24 protein-coding genes are annotated in these 24,573 nt (G+C 70.1%); 13 read left to right on the top strand and 11 right to left on the bottom strand.

Going from position 1 to position 24,573, the window contains the following annotated elements:
- Positions 1 to 159: 159 nt before the first annotated feature.
- The 6 genes from phoU to pstS (PIQ37_RS02340) form a co-directional block, all read right to left on the bottom strand.
- Positions 160 to 870 (bottom strand): phosphate signaling complex protein PhoU, encoded by a 711-nt coding sequence (phoU, locus tag PIQ37_RS02365; RefSeq protein ID WP_017914020.1) that lies wholly within the window; start codon positions 868 to 870, stop codon positions 160 to 162.
- A gap of 130 nt (positions 871 to 1,000) precedes the next feature.
- A complete protein-coding gene (pstB, locus tag PIQ37_RS02360; RefSeq protein ID WP_152247536.1) occupies positions 1,001 to 1,828 on the bottom strand; it encodes a phosphate ABC transporter ATP-binding protein PstB in 828 nt (275 codons plus the stop codon).
- A gap of 19 nt (positions 1,829 to 1,847) precedes the next feature.
- A complete protein-coding gene (pstA, locus tag PIQ37_RS02355; protein WP_342072207.1) occupies positions 1,848 to 2,714 on the bottom strand; it encodes a phosphate ABC transporter permease PstA in 867 nt (288 codons plus the stop codon).
- 1 nt (position 2,715) lies between these two features.
- Entirely contained in the window at positions 2,716 to 3,690 is a 975-nt protein-coding gene (pstC, locus tag PIQ37_RS02350; RefSeq protein ID WP_342072206.1) for a phosphate ABC transporter permease subunit PstC, read from the bottom strand.
- Positions 3,691 to 3,903: 213 nt separating this feature from the next.
- On the bottom strand, positions 3,904 to 5,001 hold the full coding sequence (gene pstS / locus PIQ37_RS02345) for a phosphate ABC transporter substrate-binding protein PstS (protein ID WP_043092425.1): 1,098 nt from the start codon (positions 4,999 to 5,001) through the stop codon (positions 3,904 to 3,906).
- A gap of 284 nt (positions 5,002 to 5,285) precedes the next feature.
- Positions 5,286 to 6,299 carry a phosphate ABC transporter substrate-binding protein PstS gene (gene pstS / locus PIQ37_RS02340; RefSeq protein ID WP_342072205.1) on the bottom strand — a complete coding sequence of 338 codons (1,014 nt, stop codon included), beginning with the start codon at positions 6,297 to 6,299 and terminating at the stop codon, positions 5,286 to 5,288.
- Positions 6,300 to 6,557: 258 nt separating this feature from the next.
- Between pstS (PIQ37_RS02340) and PIQ37_RS02335 the strand changes: the two genes are divergently transcribed.
- The 4 genes from PIQ37_RS02335 to PIQ37_RS02320 all read left to right on the top strand — a co-directional run bounded on the left by PIQ37_RS02335 (position 6,558) and on the right by PIQ37_RS02320 (position 10,700).
- Positions 6,558 to 7,808 (top strand): porin, encoded by a 1,251-nt coding sequence (locus tag PIQ37_RS02335; RefSeq protein ID WP_342072204.1) that lies wholly within the window; start codon positions 6,558 to 6,560, stop codon positions 7,806 to 7,808.
- A 196-nt stretch (positions 7,809 to 8,004) separates the two neighbouring features.
- Positions 8,005 to 8,322 (top strand): hypothetical protein, encoded by a 318-nt coding sequence (locus tag PIQ37_RS02330; protein ID WP_342072203.1) that lies wholly within the window; start codon positions 8,005 to 8,007, stop codon positions 8,320 to 8,322.
- Between the two features lie 104 nt (positions 8,323 to 8,426).
- Positions 8,427 to 9,116: a carbonic anhydrase gene (locus tag PIQ37_RS02325; protein WP_019801843.1), complete on the top strand. Its 690-nt coding sequence runs from the start codon at positions 8,427 to 8,429 to the stop codon at positions 9,114 to 9,116.
- A gap of 9 nt (positions 9,117 to 9,125) precedes the next feature.
- Positions 9,126 to 10,700 (top strand): SulP family inorganic anion transporter, encoded by a 1,575-nt coding sequence (locus tag PIQ37_RS02320; protein WP_407136394.1) that lies wholly within the window; start codon positions 9,126 to 9,128, stop codon positions 10,698 to 10,700.
- Positions 10,701 to 11,167: 467 nt separating this feature from the next.
- Here the strand turns inward: PIQ37_RS02320 and nth are convergent, their stop codons facing one another.
- Genes nth through PIQ37_RS02305 form a run of 3 tightly spaced genes read right to left on the bottom strand, consistent with a single transcriptional unit; the run spans position 11,168 to position 13,046 of the window.
- Positions 11,168 to 11,857 (bottom strand): endonuclease III, encoded by a 690-nt coding sequence (gene nth / locus PIQ37_RS02315; RefSeq protein WP_342072202.1) that lies wholly within the window; start codon positions 11,855 to 11,857, stop codon positions 11,168 to 11,170.
- Complete coding sequence (locus PIQ37_RS02310; RefSeq protein ID WP_342072201.1) at positions 11,854 to 12,252, bottom strand: hypothetical protein; 399 nt, start codon at positions 12,250 to 12,252, stop codon at positions 11,854 to 11,856. Before PIQ37_RS02310 ends, nth begins: the two co-directional genes overlap by 4 nt.
- An 11-nt stretch (positions 12,253 to 12,263) precedes the next feature.
- Positions 12,264 to 13,046: an enoyl-CoA hydratase/isomerase family protein gene (locus tag PIQ37_RS02305; RefSeq protein WP_342072200.1), complete on the bottom strand. Its 783-nt coding sequence runs from the start codon at positions 13,044 to 13,046 to the stop codon at positions 12,264 to 12,266.
- Positions 13,047 to 13,206: 160 nt separating this feature from the next.
- Here PIQ37_RS02305 and PIQ37_RS02300 point away from each other — a divergent pair, with 160 nt between their 5' ends.
- From PIQ37_RS02300 to PIQ37_RS02285, 4 genes are all read left to right on the top strand, one after another.
- A complete protein-coding gene (locus PIQ37_RS02300) occupies positions 13,207 to 13,908 on the top strand; it encodes an FKBP-type peptidyl-prolyl cis-trans isomerase N-terminal domain-containing protein (protein ID WP_242159305.1) in 702 nt (233 codons plus the stop codon).
- Between the two features lie 113 nt (positions 13,909 to 14,021).
- Positions 14,022 to 14,822, top strand: a complete 801-nt coding sequence (locus tag PIQ37_RS02295; RefSeq protein ID WP_017913753.1) for an NUDIX hydrolase — start codon at positions 14,022 to 14,024, stop codon at positions 14,820 to 14,822.
- The gene (locus PIQ37_RS02290; protein ID WP_342072199.1) at positions 14,819 to 15,700 is read left to right on the top strand and encodes a sulfurtransferase; all 882 of its coding nucleotides are present in this window, start codon (positions 14,819 to 14,821) and stop codon (positions 15,698 to 15,700) included. The genes PIQ37_RS02295 and PIQ37_RS02290 overlap by 4 nt, the downstream gene beginning before the upstream one ends.
- A 57-nt stretch (positions 15,701 to 15,757) precedes the next feature.
- Positions 15,758 to 16,693 carry a DUF1684 domain-containing protein gene (locus PIQ37_RS02285; protein WP_342072416.1) on the top strand — a complete coding sequence of 312 codons (936 nt, stop codon included), beginning with the start codon at positions 15,758 to 15,760 and terminating at the stop codon, positions 16,691 to 16,693.
- 99 nt (positions 16,694 to 16,792) lie between these two features.
- Here PIQ37_RS02285 and PIQ37_RS02280 read toward each other — a convergent pair whose 3' ends face one another.
- A complete protein-coding gene (locus PIQ37_RS02280) occupies positions 16,793 to 17,368 on the bottom strand; it encodes an N-acetylmuramoyl-L-alanine amidase (RefSeq protein ID WP_342072198.1) in 576 nt (191 codons plus the stop codon).
- 22 nt (positions 17,369 to 17,390) lie between these two features.
- On the opposite strand from PIQ37_RS02280, the gene PIQ37_RS02275 reads away from it, so the two are divergent.
- The 5 genes from PIQ37_RS02275 to rlmKL all read left to right on the top strand — a co-directional run bounded on the left by PIQ37_RS02275 (position 17,391) and on the right by rlmKL (position 23,296).
- Positions 17,391 to 17,882 carry an MOSC domain-containing protein gene (locus PIQ37_RS02275; protein WP_342072197.1) on the top strand — a complete coding sequence of 164 codons (492 nt, stop codon included), beginning with the start codon at positions 17,391 to 17,393 and terminating at the stop codon, positions 17,880 to 17,882.
- Positions 17,879 to 18,406 carry an alpha/beta fold hydrolase gene (locus PIQ37_RS02270; RefSeq protein ID WP_342072196.1) on the top strand — a complete coding sequence of 176 codons (528 nt, stop codon included), beginning with the start codon at positions 17,879 to 17,881 and terminating at the stop codon, positions 18,404 to 18,406. Before PIQ37_RS02275 ends, PIQ37_RS02270 begins: the two co-directional genes overlap by 4 nt.
- The gene (locus tag PIQ37_RS02265; RefSeq protein WP_342072195.1) at positions 18,403 to 18,924 is read left to right on the top strand and encodes a GNAT family N-acetyltransferase; all 522 of its coding nucleotides are present in this window, start codon (positions 18,403 to 18,405) and stop codon (positions 18,922 to 18,924) included. The genes PIQ37_RS02270 and PIQ37_RS02265 overlap by 4 nt, the downstream gene beginning before the upstream one ends.
- A gap of 171 nt (positions 18,925 to 19,095) precedes the next feature.
- On the top strand, positions 19,096 to 20,709 hold the full coding sequence (locus PIQ37_RS02260; RefSeq protein ID WP_342072194.1) for an ABC-F family ATP-binding cassette domain-containing protein: 1,614 nt from the start codon (positions 19,096 to 19,098) through the stop codon (positions 20,707 to 20,709).
- 412 nt (positions 20,710 to 21,121) lie between these two features.
- Complete coding sequence (rlmKL, locus tag PIQ37_RS02255; protein WP_342072193.1) at positions 21,122 to 23,296, top strand: bifunctional 23S rRNA (guanine(2069)-N(7))-methyltransferase RlmK/23S rRNA (guanine(2445)-N(2))-methyltransferase RlmL; 2,175 nt, start codon at positions 21,122 to 21,124, stop codon at positions 23,294 to 23,296.
- Positions 23,297 to 23,526: 230 nt separating this feature from the next.
- Here the strand turns inward: rlmKL and PIQ37_RS02250 are convergent, their stop codons facing one another.
- Positions 23,527 to 24,570, bottom strand: coding sequence for a response regulator (locus PIQ37_RS02250; RefSeq protein WP_342072192.1), 1,044 nt, complete (start codon positions 24,568 to 24,570; stop codon positions 23,527 to 23,529).
- Positions 24,571 to 24,573: the final 3 nt, after the last annotated feature.

The raw sequence follows: 24,573 nt of genomic DNA, 5'->3' as shown, positions 1-24,573 counted from the left end.
ACGGGGGCCGGTCGGGGAGGCCGGCAGTGCGCCAAGCCTACCCGCTGCCGCACCGCGCTGCATGCGGCGCTGCGTGACAACAAAAAAGGCTCCGTTGCGCACGGAGCCCGGGGACGCCAGGGCGGCGGAACGGCGCATGGCCGGTCCGCACGCCGGGGGTCAGATGCCGCTGGTGGAGCTGGTCTCGTCGCGCTTGTCGCGCGGCGGCAGCGGCTCGTCGCCGTGCACCAGGAACCACACGTTCTCGGCGATGTTGGTGGCGTGGTCGCCGATCCGCTCCAGGTTCTTGGCCATGAACAGCAGGTGCGTACACGGGGTGATGTTGCGCGGGTCTTCCATCATGTAGGTCAGCAGCTCGCGGAACAGCGCGGTGTACTGCGCATCGAGCTGCGCGTCGCCCTGGCGCACCAGCAGTGCGGCGTCGGCGTCGTTGTTCTGGTAGGCGGCCAGCGCCGCGCGCACCTGTTCGGCGGCGAGCTTGCCGAGCTGGCGCAGGCCCAGGGTCTGCGGCATCGGCGGGGACATGTTCAGCGCGATCGAGCGCTTGGCGACGTTGGCGGCGTAGTCGCCGATGCGTTCGACGTCGGCGGGAATGCGCAGGCCGGCCAGGATCTCGCGCAGGTCGCGCGCCATCGGCCCGCGCAGCGCCAGGCGCATGACGTCGTGGCTGATGGAGTGCTCGAGCGCGTCGATCGCTTCGTCGTTGACGACGATGCGCAGCGCGGCGTTGTCGTCGCGGCGTTCGACCACGTCCAGCGCCGCTTCCAACTGCGCCACCGCGGTTTCGCCCATGCGCACGATCTCGGCGGCGAGGCGATGCTGTTCTTCGTCGTAGCTCTTCACGATGTGCTCGTTGGGCTGAGTGTTCATGTCGTAGGTCCAATAGGTGCGTTGGTGTCGCCGCGGCCATGCCTGGCGGTGCGGTGCTGGCGTCGCCGGGCGCCCGCCCGAGGGGCGGCGGGCGCGGCCGCTGCGACGAGGCAGCGGCGGCCGCAGCGGCTCAGCCGAAACGGCCGGTGATGTAGTCTTCGGTCTGCTGCTTGTTCGGCTGCGAGAAGATGATTTCGGTGCGGTCGTGCTCGATCAGGTCGCCCAGGTACATGAAGGCGGTGTAGTCGGACACGCGCGCGGCCTGCTGCATGTTGTGGGTGACGATGACGATGGTGTAGTCGTTCTTCAGCTCTTCCACCAGTTGCTCGATGCGGCTGGTCGAGATCGGGTCCAGCGCCGAGGTCGGTTCGTCGAGCAGCAGCACGTCCGGACGCAGCGCCACCGCGCGGGCGATGCACAGGCGCTGCTGCTGGCCGCCGGACAGGCCCAGCGCGCTCTGCCCGAGCTTGTCCTTGACCTCGTCCCACAGCGCGCCCTGGCGCAGCGCGTGCTCGACGCGGTCGGCCATGTCGGCCTTGGACAGCTTTTCGTGGTGGCGGATGCCGTAGGCGACGTTCTCGAAGATGGTCATCGGGAACGGCACCGGCTTCTGGAACACCATGCCGACCTTGCTGCGCAGGCGGTTCATCGGGTACTTCGGCGAGAGGATGTTCTCGCCGTCCAGCAGCACCTCGCCGCGCGCTTCCAGCTTCGGGTACAGCGCGTAGATGCGGTTGAAGATGCGCAGCAGGGTGGACTTGCCGCAGCCGGAGGGGCCGATCAGCGCGGTGACGCGCTTCTCCGGCACCTCCAGGTTGATGCCCTTCAGCGCGTGGTACTTGTCGTAGTAGAAGTCCAGGCCGCGCGCGGCGATCTTGACCGGCGACGGCGCCAGCGCGGTGTGCCCGTTGGGCATGGCGATGCGGTGCATCGGGGCGGCGTTGTGGTGATCGTTCATGGCCGGGTCCATAGGGGAATCAATCGTTGGAGATCTTGTTGCGCACCAGCAGGGCGCGCGCGCCGAGGCTGACCAGCAGGACGAAGACGGTGAGCACCAGCGCGCCGGACCAGGCCAGTTGCTGCCAGGTCGGGTAGGGGCTGCCGGCGAAGTTGTTCATCACCACCGGCACGCTGGCCATCGGCTTGAGGATGTTGTTGTTCCAGTACAGGTTGCCGAAGGAGGTGAACAGCAGCGGCGCGGTCTCGCCGCTGATGCGCGCCAGCGCCAGCATCACGCCGGTGACGATGCCGGCCGAGGCGCTGCGGTACAGCACCTGGATGGTCACCTTCCATTGCGGGATGCCCAGCGACAGCGCGGCCTCGCGCATCTGCGCCGGCACCAGCCGCAGCATCTCGTCGGTGGTGCGGACCACCACCGGCAGCACGATGAAGGCCAGCGACAGCGCGCCGGCCAGCGCCGAGAAATTGCCGCCGGTCTGCATCACGTACAGGGTGTAGACGAACAGGCCGAGCACGATCGACGGCGCCGACAGCAGGATGTCGTTGACGAAGCGCACCACCTGGCCGGTCTTGCGCGCGTTGCCGTACTCGGCCAGCCAGGTGCCGGCGGCCACGCCCAGCGGCGTGCCGATCAGCAGTGCCAGGCCGCACATCACCGCGCTGCCGAAGAACGCGTTGGCCAGGCCGCCGTCCTCGCCGGGCGGCGGGGTCATGCGGGTGAACAGATCCAGGTTGATGCCGGAGATGCCCTTGGCCAGCAGGGTCCACAGGATCCAGGCCAGGAACACCAGCCCGAACAGCGCGGTCAGGCAGGACAGGGTGAGCGCCACGAAGTTGACCACGCGGCGGCGGTTGTACAGGCGGTGTGCGACGTCGGCGGCCATCTCAGTTGCCCTCCTTGCGCGACAGTTGCGCCAGCATCAGGCGGGCGATCGCCAGCACGACGAAGGTCACCAGGAACAGGACGAAGCCCAGCAGCAGCAGTGCCGAGCGGTAATCGCCGGTGGATTCGCCGAAGTCGTTGGCGATCAGCGCGGCGATGGTGGTGCCCGGCTCCAGCAGCGAGGGCGACAGGCGCACCGTGTTGCCGACCACGAAGGCCACCGCCATGGTCTCGCCGAGCGCGCGGCCCAGGCCCAGGAAGATGCCGCCGATCACCGCCGAGCGGGTGTAGGGCAGCACGATGTCCCAGCTCACCTCCCAGCGCGTGGAGCCGAGCGCATAGGCCGACTCCTTGAGCCGGGTCGGCACGGTCAGGAACACTTCGCGCATCACCGAAGAGATGAAGGGAATCACCATGATCGCCAGCACGAAGCCGGCGGTGAGCAGGCCGATGCCGATCGGTGGTCCCTGGAAGATCGGGCCGATCACCGGCAACGTGCCGAGGTGGTCGTTGAGCCAGGGCGTGACGTACTCGGACATGATCGGGATCAGCACGAACAGGCCCCACATGCCGTAGATGATCGACGGGATGCCGGCCAGCAGTTCGATCGCGGTCCCGACCGGGCCGCGCAGCCAGCGTGGCGCCACTTCGGTCAGGAAGAAGGCGATGCCGAAACTCACCGGCACCGCGATCAGCATGGCGATCAAGGCGGTCACCAGGGTGCCGTAGATCGGCGCCAGTGCGCCGTACTTGTTCTCGACCGGGTTCCACTCGCTGGAGTAGAAGAAGCTCAGGCCCTGCAGCTGCAGGGCATGACGGCCGCCCCACAGCATCGACAGCGCAGCGCTGCCCAGGGCGACGAGTACCAGCACGACGGTGGCGGTGAGGATCCAGCGGAACAATCGGTCGGCGCGGGCGTCACGCAGGTCGCGTCCGCGTGGCGCCGACATCGCTTCGGGAAGGACAGTGCTGTTCATGGGCTCGGTCGTCGCCGGAGCACGCGCCTGCGCGCTCCGATCGTGGCCGCGGCGGGGATGACCGCGCGCGGTGGGTGGTTGCATCGCTCCCGCACAGGCGGGAACCCGAAAGTCCGGATCACAAGTTGCCGAGACGGCGACCGGCGGCGCCTGGACTGCACCGCCGGTCGCCGGTTGCCGCCGCGGTGCGCGCAATGCGCACCGCAGTGGCGCTTACTTGAATTCCTTGCTCCAGTAGGATTCGATCTGCTGCACCAGTTCCGGCGGCAGCGGCACGTAGTGCAGGGCGTCGGCCTGCGGCTGGCCCTTCTCGAAGGCCCACTTGAAGAAGTCCAGGGTCGCCTTGCTGCGCGCCGGGTCCTTGGCCTGCTTGTGCATCAGCATGAAGTTGGTGGCGGTGATCGGCCACGCCTGCGCGCCCGCGGCGTTGGTGATGACCAGGTTGAAGTCCTTGGCGTTGGCCCAGTCGGCCGACGCGGCGGCCGCGGCGAAGCTCTCGGCATTGGGCTGCACCCAGTTGCCGGCGGCGTTCTGCATCGACGCGTACGGCATCTTGTTCTGCAGCGCGTAGGCCAGTTCGACGTAGCCGATCGAGCCCTTGATCTGCTGCACGTACGAGGCCACGCCTTCGTTGCCCTTGCCGCCGACGCCGCCCGGCCACTGCACCGAGGTGCCTTCGCCGACCTTGCCCTTCCACTCCGGGCTGACCTTGGACAGGTAGTTGGTGAAGTTGAAGCTGGTGCCCGAGCCGTCGGAGCGGTGCACCAGGTTGATCTTGGTGTCGGGCAGGGTCACGCCCGGGTTCAGCGCGGTCAGCGCCGGGTCGTTCCACTTGCTGATCTTGCCCAGGAAGATGTCCGCCAGCACCGGGCCGGTCAGCCGCAGCTTGCCCGCGTCCATGCCGTCGAGGTTGACCACCGGCACCACCCCCCCAATCGCCGAGGGGAACTGGCCGAGGCCGGCCGCGGCCAGTTCGGCGCTGTCCAGCGGCTTGTCGGAAGAGCCGAAATCGACCGTGCCGGCCTTGATCTGGGCGATGCCGCCGCCGGAACCGATCGACTGGTAGTTGATCTTGTTGCCGGTGGCCGCGTTGTAGTCGGCCGACCACTTGGAGATCAGCGGGTAGATGAAGGAGGCACCGGCGCCGGAAATCTCCGCCGCGGTCTTGGCGCCGGCGGCCGGCGCGGCAGCGGGCGTCCCGCCTGCCGCATCGGCGGCGCCCTGCTTGTCGCCGTTGCCGGGCTGGCAGGCGGTGACGGCGAAGGCCAGGGCGAGGGACAGGACGGCAATGCGCGCCGGCTGCAGTTTCATGGGGGTCACTCCGTAGCGAAGAGCGCCGGGACATCCGGCGGATGCTCGCTATGAAATGATATTTTTGTTACAGCGAGATGACTTGCGGACTGGTTGGCGGACGCCATCACGGGATGCGGCGCTGGCGCCGCCTTCCGTGACCGTGGCGGGGCAGGGCGGCGTGCCCCCGCTGGGCCTCCGCACGGCTCCGCCAGCGGGGACAAAAAAAGACGCGGACCCTGCGGTCCGCGCCTTCGGGACATCGCCGTGCCGGCGCGCGAGCGCCGGATGGGCGAGACGCCGGCTTACTTCATGTTCTGCGCCCAGTAGGCTTCGATCTGCTTGACCAGCGGCTCCGGAAGCGGCACGTAGTCCAGCGCCTTGGCCTGCGGCTGGCCCTGCTCGAACGACCACTTGAAGAAGTCCAGCGCGGCCTTCGACGACGCCGGCTTCTTGGCCTTCTTGTACATGATGGCCCAGGTGGTGGCGGTGATCGGCCACGCGTCCTGGCCCGGCGCGTTGGTCATGATCAGGTTGAAGTCCTTGGCCGACTTCCAGTCCGCGGTGGCGGCGGCGGCGGAGAAGGTCTTGTCGTCCGGCATCACGAAATGGCCGGCGGCGTTCTTCATGCCGGCGTAGCTGAGCTTGTTCTGCAGCGCGTAGGCGTACTCGACGTAGCCGATGCCGCCGCGGATCTGCTTGACGTAGGCGGCCACGCCTTCGTTGCCCTTGCCGCCGATGCCGGCCGGCCACTGCACGGCGGTGCCTTCACCGACCTTGCTCTTCCACTCCGGGCTGACCTTGGACAGGTAGTTGGTGAAGTTGAAGCTGGTGCCCGAACCGTCGGAGCGGTGCACGATGGTGATCTTCAGGTCGGGCAGGGCCAGGCCCGGGTTCAGCGCGGCGATCGCCGGGTCGTTCCACTTGGTGATCTTGCCGAGGAAGATGTTGGCCAGCACGGTGCCGTCGAGCTTCATCGCGCCCGGGGCCACGCCCGCCACGTTGAACACCGGCACGATGCCGCCGATCACGACCGGGAACTGGCCCAGGCCGAACTTTTCCAGCTCCGCGCCGCTCAGCGGCTTGTCGGAGGCGCCGAAATCGACCGTGGCCGCCTGGATCTGCGCGATGCCGCCGCCGGAACCGATCGACTGGTAGTTGACGCGGTTGCCGCTTTTCTCAGCATAGGCAGCCGACCACTTCGACAGCACCGGGTAGACGAAGCTGGAGCCTGCGCCAGTGACGTCGGTGGCTTGCGCCGCGAGCGAAAACGTAGCGACCGCGGCGGCTGCCAGCAGTCGGAGCTTGAGGGAACGCATCGGGAAAACTCCTGAAATAGGTGGAATGCCGGCACCCCGGCCGGCATCGGCTGCATTCCAAGACTTTTTCATGAACGTCTGAAGAAAATCAGATGTCAGTCCGGTGACAGCCTTCCCGGACGGGGTTGCCTTCGTTTCGAAACGAAGCTGACTCAAAACCGTCATGTCTTTGACGGAATCTTTACAAATGGTCGGGCCATCGCACTGGGGCCGCACCGCACCCATACCACCCTGCCACCACCCATCGGAGAGATTCTAATGCGTTCCCATCTTCTCGCCACGGCGATCCTCGCCAGCCTCGGCCTCGCGTCGGCGCCGCAGGCGTTCGCGGCGAAGGCCAAGGCCAGCAGCAACCCGCCCGCCGTCAGCGCTGCCCAGCTGCAGCAGCTGCAGGCCCAGATCGAAGCGCTGCAGACCCAGGTCCAGCAGCTGCAGGCGCAGTCGAAAGCCCTGCAGGCGCAGTCCGACGCGCAGTCGGAAGTGAATGTCGTGCAGGCCCAGGCGACCGAAACGGCGCAGGCCAGCGCCGCCAAGGTCGACAAGCTCGCCAAGCTGGTCAACGACAACAAGATCGGCGGTCGCATGTTCTTCGACCTGACCAACATCGACCGCACCAGCGGCGGCGCCAAGACCGCCGCCAGCGGCACCGGTCTGGACGTCAAGCGCTTCTACCTGACCGTCGACCACAGCTTCAACGAGATCTGGTCGGCCAACCTGACCACCGACTTCCAGTACAGCTCGGCGCTGTCCAACACCCAGCTGTTCGTCAAGAAGGCCTACGTGCAGGGCAAGTTCGACGACGCCTTCGCGCTGCGCATCGGTGCCGCCGACATGCCGTGGGTGCCGTTCGTCGAGAAGTTCTACGGCTACCGCTACGTCGAGAACACCCTGACCGACCGCCTGAAGTACGCCAACTCCTCCGACTGGGGCCTGCACGCCTTCGGCGACCTGGGCTCGCAGGTCAACTACGCGATGTCGGTGGTCAACGGCGCCGGCTACAAGAACCCGACCCGCGGCAAGGGCATGGACGTGGAAGGCCGCGTCGCCTACATGCCGATGCAGAACCTGGCCATCGCCGTCGGCGCCTACTCGGGCAAGTTGGGCAAGGAAACCGACATCCTCGACGCGCAGCACGACTACACCCGCGCCGATGCGATGGTCGCCTACGCCGATTCCAACTTCCGTCTGGGCGGCGAGTACTTCCAGGCCAAGAACCTCAACAATGTGCTGACCGCGGCGACCGACAAGTCCAGCGGCTGGTCGGTGTGGGGCAGCGTGGCGCTGACCGACGGCGGCATCAACGCCTTCGCTCGCTACGACAAGACCGACCTGAGCAAGACCCTCGACCCGACCCTGGCCGACAAGTACTGGAACGTCGGCGTCGAGTTCCCGGTGCTGAAGAACCTGAAGCTGGCCACCGTGTACAAGTACACGCACCAGGACAACGCCAGCAAGAAGACCGACGTGGAAACCAAGGAATTCGGCGTCTGGGGCGACCTGTCGTTCTGATTCGCGGAGATTCCCGCAGGTTGTACGAAAGGCGGCGCATTGCGCCGCCTTTCTTTTTTGCGGCGTGATCGCCGAGGCGCGCGATGGGGCGCGGGCCGGGGTGCCTTTCACGCTTCGCGTCGACGGCCGTGGACGATGCTGTGAATTGTGCGGCGCAGCACTTGTCATCACCGAAGTGCCTTCCTACTGTCGAGGCATGCTCGCTCGCCTGTCCATGCTGTTGTTGACTGCGTTGCTGGCGCTGTCCGCGATCCGTGCAGGATCGGCCGCGGCGGCGGCACCGGTGGCGCTGTGTGCGAGCGCCTGTGCCAGCGATGTCGACGCCGACCGCGATGGGGTGCCGCCCGAGCTGGACGCGCCAGCCGCCGATCTCGATCCACACGATGCACCGCTCGCGGTCGCGCCCGCGTTGTTTCCGCCGGCTCTCCTGATCCGGCCTGTCTTGGCTGCGCGCGCGGCAGCGCCTCGCCGCAGCTATCGCCGTCCCGCACTGCGTCCTCCATCCCGGGCCTGACGCCTGCATCGCCGCAGTGGCGATGCCGATCCTCCTCTGTTGTTTGCGTCTGCGTCGTGCCCAGTGCGGTACGGCCGCTCTCCCCCTGTGCCTGGAGATCCCCCATGCAACGTTTGCTCGACGGCTTCCGCCACTTCCGCAACGAGGTCTATCCCCGCCAACGCGGGCTGTTCCGGCAGCTCGCCGCCGGCCAGACCCCGCACACGCTGTTCATCACCTGTGCCGATTCGCGGGTGATGCCGGAACTGATGTTCGCCGCACAGCCCGGCGAGCTGTTCGTCTACCGCAACATCGGCAACGTGGTGCCGCCGTACTCGCAGCACGTCAGTGGCGTGGTCGCGGCGATCGAGTACGCCGTGGCGGTGCTTCAGGTCGAACACATCGTGATCTGCGGCCATACCGATTGCGGCGCGATGAAGGCGGTGCTCAATCCCGCCTCCCTGCAGGATGTGCCGACCGTGGCGGCCTGGCTCAAGCACACCGACAGCGCGCGCCAGGTCGCCGCGCAACACGGCCATGCCGCCCATGCCGAGGATGCGCTGCACTGCCTGACCGAGGAAAACGTGGTGGCGCAGTTGGATCACCTGCGCACGCAACCGGTGGTGGCGGCGCGGCTGGCGCGCGGCGCGCTGCGCATCCATGGCTGGATCTACGACATCGGCCATGGCGAGATCCGCGCCTTCGACGCGGAGCAGGGGCGCTTCCTGCCGTTGCTGCCGGAAGCCGGTCGGCGCCCGCCCGATGCCACGCCGCCGCCGCGCCTGGCGCCGGTCCTGCGCAACGTCGCCGTCTGAGGAGCCGCCATGCACACCATGACAGAGCACGCTCCGGCCGGCGCTTCCGCGCTGGCCCGTTACCTGCGCGGCGGCGCCTTCGGCCGCGACCTGCTGGCTTCGGTGGTGGTCTTCCTGGTCGCCTTGCCGCTGTGCATGGGCATCGCGATCGCATCGGGCATGCCGCCGGCCGCCGGCCTGATCACCGGCATCGTCGGCGGCCTGGTGGTCGGCCTGATCGCCGGCTCGCCGCTGCAGGTCAGCGGCCCGGCCGCGGGCTTGGCGGTGCTGGTGTTCGAACTGGTCCGCGCGCACGGCGTGGCGGCGCTGGGGCCGGTGATCCTGCTGGCCGGTGCGATCCAACTGCTGGCCGGGTTGTGTCGCGCCGGCGTGTGGTTCCGCATGACCTCGCCGGCGGTGGTCGCTGGCATGCTCTCGGGCATCGGCATCCTGATCGTCGCCTCGCAGTCGCACGTGCTGCTGGATGCGGCACCGAAGGCGCGCGGCCTGGAGAACTTCGCCGCGTTGCCGGCGGTGCTGTGGCGCGCGCTGGACGCCGGCGTGGGGCGTGCCGCCTTGCTGGTCGGCCTGGGCACCATCGCGATCATGCTGGCGTGGGAGCGCTTGCGTCCGCAGCGCCTGCGCTTCGTCCCGGGCGCGTTGCTGGCGGTGGTGGCGATGACCGCACTGGTGCAGGTGCAGGGGCTGGATGTGCGCAAGGTCGACGTGCCGGCCAACCTGCTCTCGGCGATCCGGGTGCCGAGCCTGGACGACATGCTCGGCGTGTTCGATGCCACGCTGCTGCTGTCGGCGCTGACCTTCGCCTTCATCGCCAGCGCCGAGACCCTGCTGTCGGCGGCGGCCGTGGACCGCATGCACCAGGGGCCGCGGACCCGGTACGACCGCGAACTGGCGGCGCAGGGCGTGGGCAACATGCTGTGCGGTCTGCTTGGCGCGTTGCCGATGACCGGCGTGATCGTGCGCAGTGCGGCCAACGTGCAGGCCGGCGCGGCCACCCGCGTCTCCACCATGCTGCACGCGGGCTGGCTGCTGGTGTTCGCGCTGCTGCTGCCGTGGCTGCTGCGGATGACGCCAGTGGCGTGCCTGGCCGGCATCCTGGTCTACACCGGGCTGAAGATGGTCAAGCTGGGGCAGGTGCGCGAACTGGCCGCGTACGGCCGCGGCACCGCCGCGATCTACCTGGCGACGACCTTCGCCATCGTCGCCACCGACCTGCTGACCGGTGTGCTGATCGGTTTCGCGTTGTCGCTGCTGCGGCTGGCGCTGCAGCAGTCGCGGCTGACGGTCGACGTGCATGCGCACGAGGACGCCGGCGCAGAGAGCGCTGGTGCCGGTGCGGGCAAGCTGCGCCTGTCGCTGGAGGGCTCGGCCACCTTCCTGCGCGTGCCGACGATGGCGCGGACCCTGGAGCGGCTGCCGCCCAACACCGAGCTGCACCTGGACGTGGCGCGGCTGCGCCACGTCGACCATGCGTGCCTGGAACTGTTGCGCGACTGGAGCCGCAACGCCGCGTCCCGCGGTTGCGCGCTGGTGGTGGACTGGAAGGAACTGGACCGGCGTGTGGAAGGGCAACGCGCGGCATAGTCGGTGGGTGTGGCCGGCAGTCGCCCGTTGGTCATGCGAACACCGGCAGGAGCGGATTCGACCGCGACGAACGTAGGTGGGCAGTGTTGGCTGCGCGGAGCGTCGCGGCTGAAGCCGCTCCTACCGGGGAGCCGGGCGTTTCGGGCGGAGCCGTGGGAGCGGTTTCGACCGAAGCGAGCGCGGATGCGCGGTGTCGGCTAGGGAAACTGTCGCGGCTGAAGCCGCTCCTACAATGCAGCCGGAGCGATCTGTGATGGCGTCGTATGAGCGGTTTCGCCCGTGGCGAGCGCTGCCGGTGGCGGAGATTTTCGCGGCTGAAGCCGCTCCTACAGTGGCTCGGTGGCATCTCGTGGAGAACTGTAGGAGCGGTTTCAACCGCGACGGGCGCAGCGGCGGACCACATGCGCCGCGCAAGTTGCCGAAGCCGACATCCCGGCGGTGTACCGGCCGGCATTGCGACAGGCCACTCAACCCGGCGTCTTGTCCTTGTATCTGCACAGGTCGCGGATCGCACACTGCGGGCAGTCGGGCTTGCGTGCCTTGCACACGTAGCGGCCGTGCAGGATCAGCCAGTGGTGCGCGTCGTGCAGGAACTGCGCCGGCACGCGCTTGAGCAGCGAATCTTCGACCGCGCGCACGTCCTTGCCCGGGGCAAGCCCAGTGCGGTTGGCGACGCGGAAGATGTGCGTGTCCACCGCCATGGTCGGTTCGCCGAAGGCGGTGTTGAGCACCACGTTGGCGGTCTTGCGGCCGACCCCGGGCAGCGCTTCCAGCGCGGCGCGCGAGCGCGGCACCTCGCCGCCGTGCTGCTCGACCAGGATGCGGCAGGTGGCGATGACGTTCTTGGCCTTGGCGTTGAACAGGCCGATGGTGGAGATGTAGCGCTTCAGGCCGTCCTCGCCCAGCGCCAGGATCGCCGCCGGCGTGTTCGCCACCGGATACAGGCGCCGCGTGGCCTTGTTGACGCCGACGTCGGTGGCCTGCGCCGAGAGGATCACCGCGATCAGCAGTTCGAACGGGCTGTCGTATTCCAGCTCGGTGGTCGGGCTGGGGTTGAGTTCGGACAGGCGCGAGAACAGCTCGTGGATCTCGTCCTTGCTCAGCAGGCGTCCGCGCCGCGCAGGCGGGCTTGCGCCCGTGCTCGCGGTCGCGCTCATTGGCCGCCTCGCTGCGCGGCCTTGGCCTTGGCGCGGGCCAGGATCGCCGCGGCGGCTGCGGGCAGGGCCGGTGCGCTAGGCGCGGCCGTTGTCGAGGTCGCGCTCGAGGTGGTCGGTATCGCTGCCGCACGTCGCGCCTGGCGCGCATTGGCGCGTCGCTCCAGGCGCGCGCTGCGCGCCCGGTAGCGCGCACGCGCGTCCCACGCATCGCGCAGGCGCTGCTGCGCGGCCAGCACCTGCGCGCGCAACTGCGGATGCGCCGGGTCCAGGCGATCGTCGTCCGGATCGGTGCCGCGGTAGTCCATCAGGCCGCCGTCGATCGCGGCATCCAGATCGTCGTCCAGGATCCAGCGCAGCAACTGCAGCGGCGTGGCGGGAGCGGGGGCGTGCGACATCGTGTGCGGGCTCAGCGGTTGCGGAACTGCGGCGGGCGCCGCTCCAGGAAGGCGCGGGTGCCTTCGCGCATGTCCTCGCTGGAGAACAGCAGGCCGAACTGCGCGGTCTCGTACTCAAGCCCCTGTTCGATCGCGCTTTCGCCACCGATCTGGATCGCGTCGAGGATGCCGCGCAGCGCCAGCGGTGCGGCGTCGGCCAGTTGCTGCGCCAATTTCAGCGTGGTCGCCTGCAGTTCGCCTGCGGCCACCACGCGGTTGACCAGGCCCAGCTGCATTGCGCGCGCCGCGTCGATCGGCGCGCCGAGCAGGCACAGTTCCAGCGCCGCGGCGCGGCCGACCAGCCGCAGCAGGCGCTGGGTACCGCCGAAGCCGGGAATCAGCCCAAGATTGATCTCCGGCTGGCCCAGGCGCGCGCCTTCGGCGGCCACGCGCAGGTGGCAGGCCATCGCCAGTTCCAGCCCGCCGCCGAGGGCGAAGCCGTTGACCATCGCCAGCACCGGCTTGGGCATGCGCTCGATCCGGCGCATCAGGCGCTGGCCCAGTTGCGAGAAATCGCGGCCCTGCACCGGTGTCAGTTCGTTCATTTCGGCGATGTCGGCGCCGGCCACGAAAGCTTTCTCGCCGGCGCCGGTCAGTACCACCACGCGGATCTGCGGGTCGTCCGCGGCCGCGGCGAAGGCCGCATCCAGCGCCTGCAAAACCTGGCGATTCAAGGCGTTGAGCTTGTCGGCTCGATTCACGGTGAGGATGCGGATCGCACCCTGGGTATCGGCGAGGACCGGCGTGCCGGACATGTGCATTCCTGGTTGTTAAAAAAAAGTAATGGGAACTCTGGGCGGGCCGTACCAGTCAGAGCAGCGTCGTCGGTAGCGGTTACGCGCCGCGGCGGCTATCCTAACGCGTCATCTCAGGCGGCACGGGCCGCCCTGTGCCACCACCCTGGAGAATTGTTTGATGAAGTTGCGTTCTATTGCGGTCGCTGTCGCGGCCCTCGCCCTGAGCGGCAATGCGTTCGCCCAGGACACCTCGTCCGAGAAGGGCAAGCTGAGCTATTACTTCGGCTACGACTACGGCAACAACCTTGCCGAACTCACCGGCCGCGGCGAGCAGCTCGATATCAATGCGGTGGTGAAGGGCTTGCAGGACGCCTACGCCAAGAAGCAGCCGGCGGTCAGCGCCGACCAGCTGAAGCCGGCGGTGGAAGCGTTCCAGAAGCGCGAGCAGGCCCGCGCCCAGCAGGCCAAGGCCGACTACGAGAAGGCCGCTGCCGAGAACAAGACCAAGAGCGACCAGTTCATGGCCCAGAACAAGGCCAAGGCTGGAGTGCAGACCCTGCCGAGCGGCGTGCAGTACCGCGTGATCGAGGCCGGCAAGGGTGCCAAGCCGACCCAGGCCAGCACCGTGCAGCTGGAAGTGGCCGGTCCGTACCCGTTCGGCCAGCGTCCGGCGCAGGCGCGTCCGGCGCAGCAGATCCCGGCGATCAAGGTCAGCGAAGTCGAGATGCAGGCCATGCGCGACACGCTGCTGCAGATGCCGGCCGGCTCCAAGTGGGAAGTGACCCTGCCGCCGGACAAGGCCTACGGTGCCGACCCGCGTACGCCGTTCCCGCCGAACGTGGCGGTGCAGTTCGAGATCAAGCTGGTCAGCGTCAAGTAAGCACGCCGTTCCAGTGCACGACGATTGCGCCGGCAGCGATGCCGGCGCAATTTTTTTTGGCAGGCAACGACGGCGCCGACGAATCGCGCTAGGCTGGCAAGGTGTCGAATCCGATGGATCCCGTTCCGCATGCCCTGCTCACGCCCTGCATCGGTCTCTGCCGTCTCGATGCGCAGGGCTATTGCGCCGGCTGCCTGCGCAGCGGCGACGAGATCGCACGCTGGCGCGGCATGAGCGACGCCGAACGCCGCCGCTACATGGACGAAGTCCTGCCGGGCCGCGGCTGGTCGCCGTCGCCGGGGCAGCGCCTGGCCGAACGCGCGCATCTGCTGCGCGCACTGCACCCGCTGCAGCAGCCGCCGGCGGGGCCGGGCTGGAACCACCACGAATTGCAGGATCTGCTGCCGGACGGCGCGCCGGTGGAAGCGGCGGTGCTGGCCGGCCTGGTGCCGCGTGCCGATGGCACCCATGTACTGTTGACCCGGCGCACTGACAGCCTGCGTCACCACGGCGGCCAGGTCAGCTTTCCCGGCGGCCGCATCGAGGCCAGCGATGCCGATGCGGTGGCCGCGGCGCTGCGCGAGAGCGAGGAGGAGATCGCGCTGGCGGCGTCGCAGGCGGAGCCGTTGGGCTACCTGGATCCGTTCGTCACCATCAGCGGCTTCCGGGTGATGCCGGTGGTCGCGGCGATCGATCCGCGCTTCGTGCCGCAGCCGCATCCGGGCGAGGTGGCCGAGGTGTTCGAGGTGCCGCTGGCCTACCTGATGGCGCCGGACAACCTGCGCAGCATCGAAACCGATTACCGCGGACGCCCGCGCGTCGTGCTGGAGTACGGCTGGCCCGGCCAGCGGATCTGGGGCGCGACCGCGGCGATCCTGCTCAACCTGCGCCGCCGACTGGAGCAAGCCGCATGACCGCAACGTCCCCCGAATGGCACACCCTGGTCGAGGCGCCGACGCTGGCCGCGGCGCTCGGCGATCCCTTGCTGCGCCTGGTCGATGCGCGGTTCGTGCCGGCGGCGCTGCTCGATCCTGCGGCGGCGGCGGCCGCGCGCGAGGCCTATGCGCAATCGCACCTGCCCGGCGCGGTGTACGCCGATCTGAACGCGGATCTGTCCGATCTCGGCCGTCCCGGCCTGGGCCGGCACCCGCTGCCGGACGACGCGGCCTTTGCGCGCACGCTCGGCCAATGGGGCATCGGCCCACAGCACCAGGTGGTGGTGTACGACGCCGGCGACGGCAGCATGGCCGCGGCGCGGTTGTGGTGGATGCTGGGCCTGCTCGGCCATCGCCGGGTCGCCGTGCTCGACGGCGGCCTGGCCGAATGGCGCCGGCTCGGCCTGCCGGAAACCGACGCGGCCTCCGTGCCGTCGCCGCTGCCGCCGTATCCGCAGGTCTTCGATGCGGCGCGCATCGTCTCCGCCGAGGAGGTCGCCGCACGCCTGCACGAGGCGCCGGGCTGGTTGCTGGATGCGCGCCCCGGCGAGCGCTTCCGTGGCGAGGTGGAGCCGATCGACCCGCTGCCCGGGCACGTGCCCGGCGCGCTCAACCGGCCGCTGGCGCAGAACCTGCGCGACGGCCGCCTGCGTCCGGCGCAGGAGCTGCGCGCGGAACTGCAGCCGCTGCTGCAGGGGCGCGATCCGCGCGAGGTGGTGCTGATGTGCGGCTCCGGCGTCACCGCCTGCCATCTGCTGCTGGCGCTGGAGCATGCCGGCCTGCACGGCGCGCGCGTTTATGCCGGCTCCTGGAGCGGCTGGATCGCCGATCCGGCGCGGCCGCGCGCCATCGGCTAGGGCCGGCGCCGGTCCACACGGAACGCATGCACGATGGCACGCGACAGGGGCGGCACCATGCGCTGGCGTGAGGCCTGCGGGCTGGCGATGCTGCTGGGCCTGGCCGCCTGCGGCGACCGCCGCGCGGCGGCCGATGGCGCCGACGCCTCGCCGCGCGCGCAATCGGCCACGCACTATCGCGAGGCGGTGCAGCGTGGCCGCGCGCAGCGCCTGGCGACGTTGCGGGCGCCGTCCGGCTGGTTGAGCTATACCGGCTCTGGCCGCCTGCACAGCGGCCTGCACCGGGTCGGCAGCGCACCCGACAACGACGTGCAGTTGCCGGCCGGTCCGGCGCATCTGGGCGTGCTGCAGGTGGATACGCAGGAGGGCGTGCAGTTCCAGCCCGCAGCGGACGCGCCGGTGCAGGTGAACGGCCAGCCGTTCGCCGGCGGCCGCCTGGAGACCGACGCGGCGCACGGCACCGAGACCCGGGTGATGCTGGGGACGCAGGAGTTCTACGTGGTGCGCACCGGCAACCTGTTCGGCTGGCGCTTCCGCGATCCGCAGGCGCCGGCGCGCGCGCGCTTCCGCGGCATCGACTACTTCCCGATCGATCCGCAGTGGCGGGTGGTGGCCGACTGGCATCCGGTGCCGGCGCCGCAGGCGATGGTGCTGCTCACCTCGATCGGCACGCCGCAGCCGCTGGCCCTGGTCGGCAGCGCCGACTTCGTGCTGCAGGGGCGGCACTACCGCCTGCAGGTACTGCGCGACGGCGCCGGCCAGCGTCTGTTCCTGCCGTTCTCCGACCGCACCAGCGGCCGCGAGAGCTATGGCGGCGCCCGCTATCTGTTCGTGCCGGCGCCGCAGGGTGGCCGCATCGTGCTGGATTTCAACCTGGCGCAGAACCCGCCGTGCGCGTTCACCCCGCACGTGGTGTGTCCGCTGGCGCCGGTCGGCAATCGCCTGGACGTGGCGGTGACCGCGGGCGAGAAGAACTACGTCGGCGTGCACTGAGCGCGCTCAGGAATTTCCGTAGGAGCGTGCGAATGCGACGCTGGCTGCTACTCCATCGCGGCCCGAATCGACCGTTTCAATTAACCGCCTCCAAGGTGGTCAAGGCGACGGCGCATACGGCGCCAGCGCCACCGCCTCCAGCACCTGCGGCCACGGGAAGCGCGGTCCCGGATCGCGCTTGCGCTGCACCTGCCGCGTCGGATCGTCGCTGGCCGGTTCCAGGCTGCGGTCCAGCGCGTCGTGTCCGGCGATGTGGCGCAGCTGCGGCAGTTCCGCGCGCAACTGCTGCAGCAGCCGGATCAGCGCCTGCACTTGCGTCGGCGGGTAGTCCTCGCGCATCGCCTGGTGGCGCGAATCCAGCCACAGCGGATAGCGTCCGCGGTTGACCAGTTCGATGCCAAGCGATTGCCGGTTGTAGCCGCGCACGTGGTGCGCGATCCGCTGCAGCGGCACGTAGCGATGCACGCTGCCGTCGCGGTCGATGTAGAAATGGCCGCTGTTGCCGGTGCCCGACGGATACAGCACGCGTTCGCCGTAGAGGCGCGCACTGGCCAGGTCCGGCAGCTCAGTGCAGTGGATCACCGCCAGCGTGATGCTGTCCGGCGCGCGCTCCTCCAGCAGTCCGACGTAGGGCAGGGGCGCATCGTGGATCGGCAACGGCGAGGTGGGCGGCATGCGCGGATGCTAGCATTCGCCGATGACCCTGAATTCCGAAAGCCCGCTGGCGACCCTGCTGGCCACACTGCCGCGCGCCGGACGCGTGGAATGGATCGGCCTGCGCCCGGCCCGCGACGTGCCGATGCACGAAGTCGACGCCGCTGCGGCGCAGACCGATGGCGGCCTGCACGGCGACCGCTACGCCGGCCGCAACGGCAAGCGCGGCGTCACCCTGATCCAGGCCGAACACCTGCCGGCGATCGCCGCGCTGGCCGGGCATGCGGCGGTGGCGCCGGCGACCCTGCGGCGCAACGTGGTGGTCTCGGGCATTCCGCTGATCGCGCTGAAGGGGCGCCGCTTCCGCATTGGCGACGTCGAGCTGGAAGGCATCGCGCCGTGCGATCCGTGCTCGCGCATGGAGCAGGCGCTGGGGCCGGGCGGCTACAACGCCATGCGCGGCCACGGCGGCCTGTGCGCGCGCATCGTGCAGGGCGGCACGCTGCGGCTGGGCGATGCGGTGGTGGCGCTGTGAGCCGCGGCCACTGCATCCTCTCGCACGGCTTCGAGAGTGGGCCGGACGCGATCAAGGTGACCGCATTGGCCGAGGTGGCGGAACGCCTGGGCTGGAGCCATTCGCGCCCGGACTACACCGACCTGGATGCGCGCCGCGACATCAGCCCGCTGGGCGACGTGCCGACGCGCCTGCAGCGCCTGCTGGAACTGGCGCAGGCGGCGGCGCAGCGCGGGCCGGTCGTGCTGGCCGGTTCCAGCCTCGGCGCCTACATCGCCGCGCAGGTGTCGCTGCACGTGCCGGTGCGCGGCCTGTTCCTGATGGTACCGCCGACGCGGATGGGGCACATGCCGGCGCTGGACGCGGCACCGGTGCCGACCTCGGTGGTGCATGCCTGGCGCGACGAACTGATTCCCGCCGCCGAGGTGATCGCCTGGGCGCAGGCGCGTGCCGCGCGGCTGCTGCTGGTCGACGACACGCACCGCCTGGGCGAGCACGTGGCGACCTCGGCGCAGGCCTTCGCCGAGCTGCTGGAGCGCCTGTGAGCGCATCCGATGAGCTGCTGTTGCGCGCCGAGCGGCCGGCCGACGCGGCGGCGATCGAGGCGCTGACCCTGGTCGCCTTCTTCCGCGTCGCGCACAGCCGCCACGACGAGCAGGACATCATCGAACGGCTGCGCGCGGACGGCGCGCTGACCCTGTCGCTGGTGATCGAGCACGAGGGCTACATCGTCGGCCATGTCGCAGTGTCGCCAGTGAGCCTGTCCGACGACAGCCGCGGCTGGTACGGGCTGGGACCGCTGTCGGTGGGGCCGGGCCACCAGCGCCAGGGCCTGGGCACGCGCCTGATGCGCGAGGCGCTGGCGCAGTTGCAGGCGCTGGGCGCGGCCGGCTGCGTGGTGCTGGGCGACCCGGCCTACTACGCGCGTTTCGGCTTCCGCCCGGAACCCGGGTTGACCCTGCCGGGTGTGCCGGTCGAGGCCTTCCAGGCGTTGGCCTTCGGCGAGCGCCTGCCGCCGATGGCCGAGGTGGCCTACCACCCGGCGTTCCTGTCCGCGGCCTGAGCCAGCGCGGCGCACCTTGGCCCGTCACGGCCGGGGTGCGTTAGCATCGTCCCGCGTCCACCCCGATCGAGGATTCACGCCGATGCGCCATTGATGCCGCCGTCTTCGCGACGGCCTTCGTCCTTCCTGCCGAGCGATCGGCGGGCACGACCGGCATCCATGGAGGTTCCCATGACGCATCCGCTGCTTGCGCTGGACAGCGCGACCCATGTCCTGCCCGATGGCAGGATCCTGTTCTCCGATCTGCACTTCGCGCTCGATGCGCGCCGCACCGGCCTGGTCGGCCGCAACGGCGTCGGCAAGAGCGTGTTCGCACGCCTGCTCGCCGGCGAACTGACGCCCAGCGCCGGACGCTGCGTGCGCCATGGCCGCCTGCATTACGTGCCGCAGCAGATCGCGCCGGCACCGCACGCCACCGTCGCCGACCTGGCGGGGGTGGGCGCGGCGTTGCGGGCGCTGGCGCGGATCGAGGCCGGCAGTGCCGACGTGGCCGATTTCGACGCGCTCGGCGAACGCTGGGACATCGTCCAGCGCCTGCAGGCGCAGCTGCACGCGCACGACCTCGGTGCGCTGGAGCCGCAACGCCTGGCGGCCACGCTCAGCGGCGGCGAAGCGATGCGGGTGGCGCTGGTCGGCGCCTGGCTGGCCGATGCCGATGCGCTGATCCTGGACGAGCCGACCCTGCACCTTGACGCGGCGCAGCGGCAGCGCCTGCGCGAGGCGCTGCAGCGCTGGCCGGGCGGCCTGCTGGTGATCAGCCACGATGCGCTGCTGCTGCAGGACATGCAGCGCACGCTGGAACTGTCGCCAAGCGGGCTGCGCGACTACGGCGGCGACTACGCGTTCTACCTGCAGTGCCGGGCGCGCGAGCGCGAGGCTGCGCAGGCCGAACTGGCGCAGCACAAGCTGCAGCACGCGCGCGACAGCGCCGCCTGGCAGGCGCAGCACGATCGACAGCAGCGGCGCAGTGCGCGCGGGCGGCAGCAGGCCGGCGCGGCCAACCAGGCGCCGATCCTGCTCGGCCGGCAGAAGCAGCGCAGCCAGGACAGCGCCGGCAAGCGGGTGCGCGATCATCAGGCCACGCAGGCGCGCAGCCTGGCGCGGATCGCCGAGGCCGCGCGCCAGGCGCAGCCCGACGCGCCGGTGGCGCTGTTCGCGCCGCCGCCGGCCGATGCGGCCACCCGGCGCCTGGTCGAACTGCAGGCGCTGCGGCTGCCGTTCGCGCCGGCGACGCGGCAGCCGCTGGATCTGGTGGTGCAGGGCGGCGCACGGATCGGCGTGGTCGGGGCCAACGGCAGCGGCAAGTCGACCCTGCTGCGTGCGCTGGCCGGGCAGGTGGCGGCGCTGTCCGGCAGTTGCCGGGTGCGCGCCGCCAGCGCCTACCTGGATCAGTCGCTGGTGTCGCTGGACCCGGCTGCCACCGCGCTGGCGCAGGTGCAGGCCGCCGCGCCCGGCATGGCGCTCGCCGAGCTGCGCACGCGATTGGCCTTGCTCGGCCTGGACGCGCAGCGCATCGGCGTGCCCTGCGGCCAGCTCAGCGGCGGCGAACGGCTGAAGACCGCGCTGGCCTGCGCCTTCTATCGCACGCCGCCGGCCGAACTGCTGTTGCTGGACGAGCCGGACAACCACCTGGACCGCGAGGCCCGCGACGCGCTGCGCGCGGTGCTGCTGCAGTATCCCGGCGCGCTGCTGGTGGTCTCGCACGATGCGGATTTCCTGGACATGCTGCGCCTGCAGCAGCGCTTGCAGGCCGATGCCGAGGCGTGGCGGCTGACGCCGTGGTGAGCGGCGTACGCTGCCGTCGACGGGGGCGGCCGCCGGGCATGCCCAGCGCCGGATTCGTGGCCTCGCATTGCGCGGCGCGTCGCGCACCAAGGCGGCAGGAGGGCGTGTCTGCAGCGCCAGCTTCATCTGCCACGGCGCGGGCTGGTCGCGAAGCTAACGCCGACGGGCGACGTCACTGTACCCGTCACACGAGGCCAGTGACGGCCGCGGCGCACCCTGCGTCAGGACACCGCGCAGCGGGCAGGGGCGCACGGACCCTGTGGTATTCTGCGCGCCGTTCCGGTGCGGTGCGTTCGCGTGCTCATCCCCGATCCGCGGCCGCGGCCGCGGCAACGCCGGATCCGGCGCCGGCGATGCGCCACGCGCGCGGCGTCCGCCGTGCCTCCCTCCCGTCCGTCCTGGTCCGCCTTCCGTGAAATTCTTCGTCTCCTGCGCCAAGGGCCTGGAATACCTGCTTGTCGATGAACTGCTCGCGCTCGGCGCGGCGCAGGCCACCGCCACCGTCGCCGGGGTCAATGCCGAAGGCAGCCTGCAGGACGCGCAGCGCGCGGTGCTGTGGTCGCGCCTGGCCAGCCGGGTGCTGTGGCCGCTGCAGTCCTTCGACTGCCCCGACGAGGCGGCGCTGTACGCCGGCGTGGCCACGCTGCCGTGGCGCAGCCATCTGGCGCCGCAGCACACCCTGGCGGTGGACGCGCATGTGTCCGGCACCGGCATCACTCATGCGCGCTTCGCCGCCCAGCGGGTCAAGGATGCGGTGGTGGACACGCTGCGCGGCGAGGGCCTGGAGCGACCGTCGGTGGACGTGGAGCACCCGGACCTGCGCCTGAACCTGTCGCTGCGCAAGGGGCGCGCGACGCTGTCGGTGGACCTGGGCGGCGGCTCGCTGCACCGGCGCGGCTGGCGCCAGGCGCAGAACGAGGCGCCGCTGAAGGAGAACCTGGCCGCGGCGGTGCTGCTGCGCGGGCAGTGGCCGGCGCTGTATGCGCAGGGCGGTGGCCTGCTGGATCCGATGTGCGGCAGCGGCACGCTGCTGATCGAAGGCGCGCTGATGGCCGCCGATGTCGCGCCGGGCCTGCTGCGCGGCGAACTGGCGGCGCAGCAGCGCGGCGACACCGATGCCGATGCCGCGCCGAGTCGCTGGCTGGGGTTCGATGTGGCGGCCTGGCGGACGCTGCTGGCCGAGGCGCGGCAGCGCGCCCAGGCCGGCCGCGCCGCATTGCGGCCGGTGCTGTACGGCAGCGACATCGACCCGCATGCGCTGCGCGCGGCGCGCCAGAACGCGCTGGCAGCCGGCGTGGTCGAGGCGATCGCCTTCGCCGCGCACGACGTCGCGGCGCTGCCTGTTCCGGCGCAGGCGTTGGGCACGGTGGTGTGCAATCCCCCCTACGACGAGCGCCTGGCCGCCGACGCGGCGCTGTACCGGCGCCTGGGCGATGCGCTCAAGCGCGCGGTACCGCAGTGGCGCGCCAGCCTGCTGTGCGGCAGCGACGAACTGGCCTACGCCACCGGCCTGCGCGCGGCCAAGAAGTACCAGATGTTCAACGGTGCGCTGGAGTGCCCGTTGATCGTCTGCGACCCGATCGCGGTCGCGCCGCGTGCGGGTGCCAGCGAGGAGCCGCGCGCGCTCAGCGACGGCGCACAGATGGTCGCCAACCGCCTGCGCAAGAACCTGCGCAAGTTCAAGACCTGGCGCACGCGCGAGCGGATCGGCTGCTACCGCGCCTACGATGCCGACCTGCCCGAGTACGCGGCGGCGATCGACGTGTACCAGGAAGACGGCGGCCAGGCACGCACCTTCCTGCACGTGCAGGAGTACGCGGCGCCGGACAGCATTCCCGATGTGGACGTGCGCCGCCGCCGCAACGAACTGCTGGCGGCGGCGCGCGAGGTGTTCGCGGTGCCGGCCGAGCAGGTGGCGTTGAAGACCCGCGAACGCGGCAAGGGCGGCAGCAAGTACGGCCGTTTCGAGCAGCGTGGCGAGTTCCTGGTGGTGCGCGAGCACGATGCGCTGCTGCGGGTGAACCTGTTCGACTACCTGGATACCGGGCTGTTCCTCGACCACCGCCCGCTGCGCGGGGTGATGGCGCAGCAGGCGCGCGGCAAGCGTTTCCTCAACCTGTTCTGCTACACCGGCGTGGCCAGCGTGCAGGCGGCGGTGGCCGGCGCCGATTCCACCACCAGCGTGGACCTGTCCGGCACCTATCTGCAGTGGTGCGCCGACAACCTGGCCTTCAACGGCAAGGGCGGCGCCCAGCACCGGCTGGTGCAGGCCGACGCGCTGAGCTGGCTGGAGGCGGAGAAGAACCGCTACGACGTGATCTTCTGCGACCCGCCGACCTTTTCCAACTCCGCGCGCGCCGAGGATTTCGATATCCAGCGCGAGCACGTGCGGCTGTTGCGCGCGGCGGTGGCGCGGCTGATGCCCGAGGGCGTGCTGTACTTCTCCAACAACTTCCGCCGCTTCAAGCTGGACGAGAGCGCGCTGGCCGAATTCGCGGTGTGCGAGGAGATCAGCGCGCAGACCATCGACGTCGATTTCGAGCGCAACCCGCGCATCCACCGCGCCTGGCGTCTGCAGCGGCGCTGAGAAGCGGTGCATCGTGTGTCTTTCGTAGGAGCGGCTTCAGCCGCGATGGGCGTGACCGGTCACGCCCGTCGCGGAGCGTAGTGCGCTGTTCCTTCTCCATCCGGGAGAAGGTGCGCCGAAGGGGCGGGTGAGGGTGCGGGCGAAGCCGCGTGTCCTCGATCTCTGCGAGTCGCTTCGCGCCGTCCCCTCACCTCACCCCAACCCCTCTCCCGGGGGGAGAGGGGCTTGTATCAGCCGCCGTGCTGCCCGAGCGCGGCCTGCGCCTTGCCGCGTGGCGGCGGGTCATCCTCGGTCTCGCGCTCGTTCCAGTACGCCTGGATCTGCAGGATCTGCGGCAGGATCGCCTCGAACAGCTGCACCAGGCGCGGCTCGAACTGGCTGCCGGCCTTGTCGCGGAACAGCGCCATCGCCTGTTCCAGCGGCCAGGCGTCCTTGTACGGGCGCGGTGAAGTGAGCGCGTCGAACACGTCGGCCAGCGCCACGATCCGTGCCGATTCGGGGATCTGCGTGCCGGAGACGCCGGCCGGGTAACCGCCGCCGTCCCAGTGCTCGTGGTGGTACAGGGAGACCTCGGCGGCGAGCCGGAACAGCGGCGCGCTGCTGCGGCTGAGGATGTCGTAGCCGATCCTCGGGTGCCGCTTCATGACCTGCCACTCGGCGGCGTCCAGCGGCCCGGGCTTCTTCAGCACCGCATCGGGGATGCCGATCTTGCCGGTGTCGTGCATCGGCGCGGCCTGCTCCAGCAGGTCGGCGTCCTCGCGCGACCAGCCGGCGGCCAGCGCGAGCGCGCGGGCGTAGGCGGCCATGCGCCAGATATGCGTGCCGGTGTCCGAGTCGCTGTAGTGGCCGGCCATGCCCAGCATCTCGATCGCGTCGCGGTGGCTGTCGGCCAGGCTGGTGGCGCTGACCAGCGACAGGTGGGTACGCACCCGCGCGCGCAGGATGCTCGGCGAGTAGGGCTTGGTGATGTAGTCGACGCCGCCGGCGTCGAACCCGATGCTCTCGTCGGTGTCCTTGTCCTTGCCGGTGACGAAGATGATCGGGATCGCCGCGCTGCGCGCGTCTTCCTTCAGGGTGCGGGCGAGGGTGTAGCCGTCGATGTCGGGCAGGTCGACGTCCAGCAGGATCAGCGCCGGGCGGTGCTTGGCCACCCCACGCAGGGCTTCGGCGCCGTTCTTGGCGAACACCAGCGCATAGTCCTCGCGCAGGAGCTGGCGGATCAGCGCCAGGTTGCTGGGTTCGTCATCGACACAGAGGATGCAAGGCTGGGTCATGGT

Origin of the sequence: Xanthomonas protegens, from assembly GCF_038442435.1 — a bacterium.
Classification (GTDB): Bacteria; Pseudomonadota; Gammaproteobacteria; order Xanthomonadales; family Xanthomonadaceae; genus Xanthomonas_A; species Xanthomonas_A sontii.
Note: the sequence above shows the minus strand (reverse complement) of the source record. Positions and strands in the feature narration are given on the sequence as shown.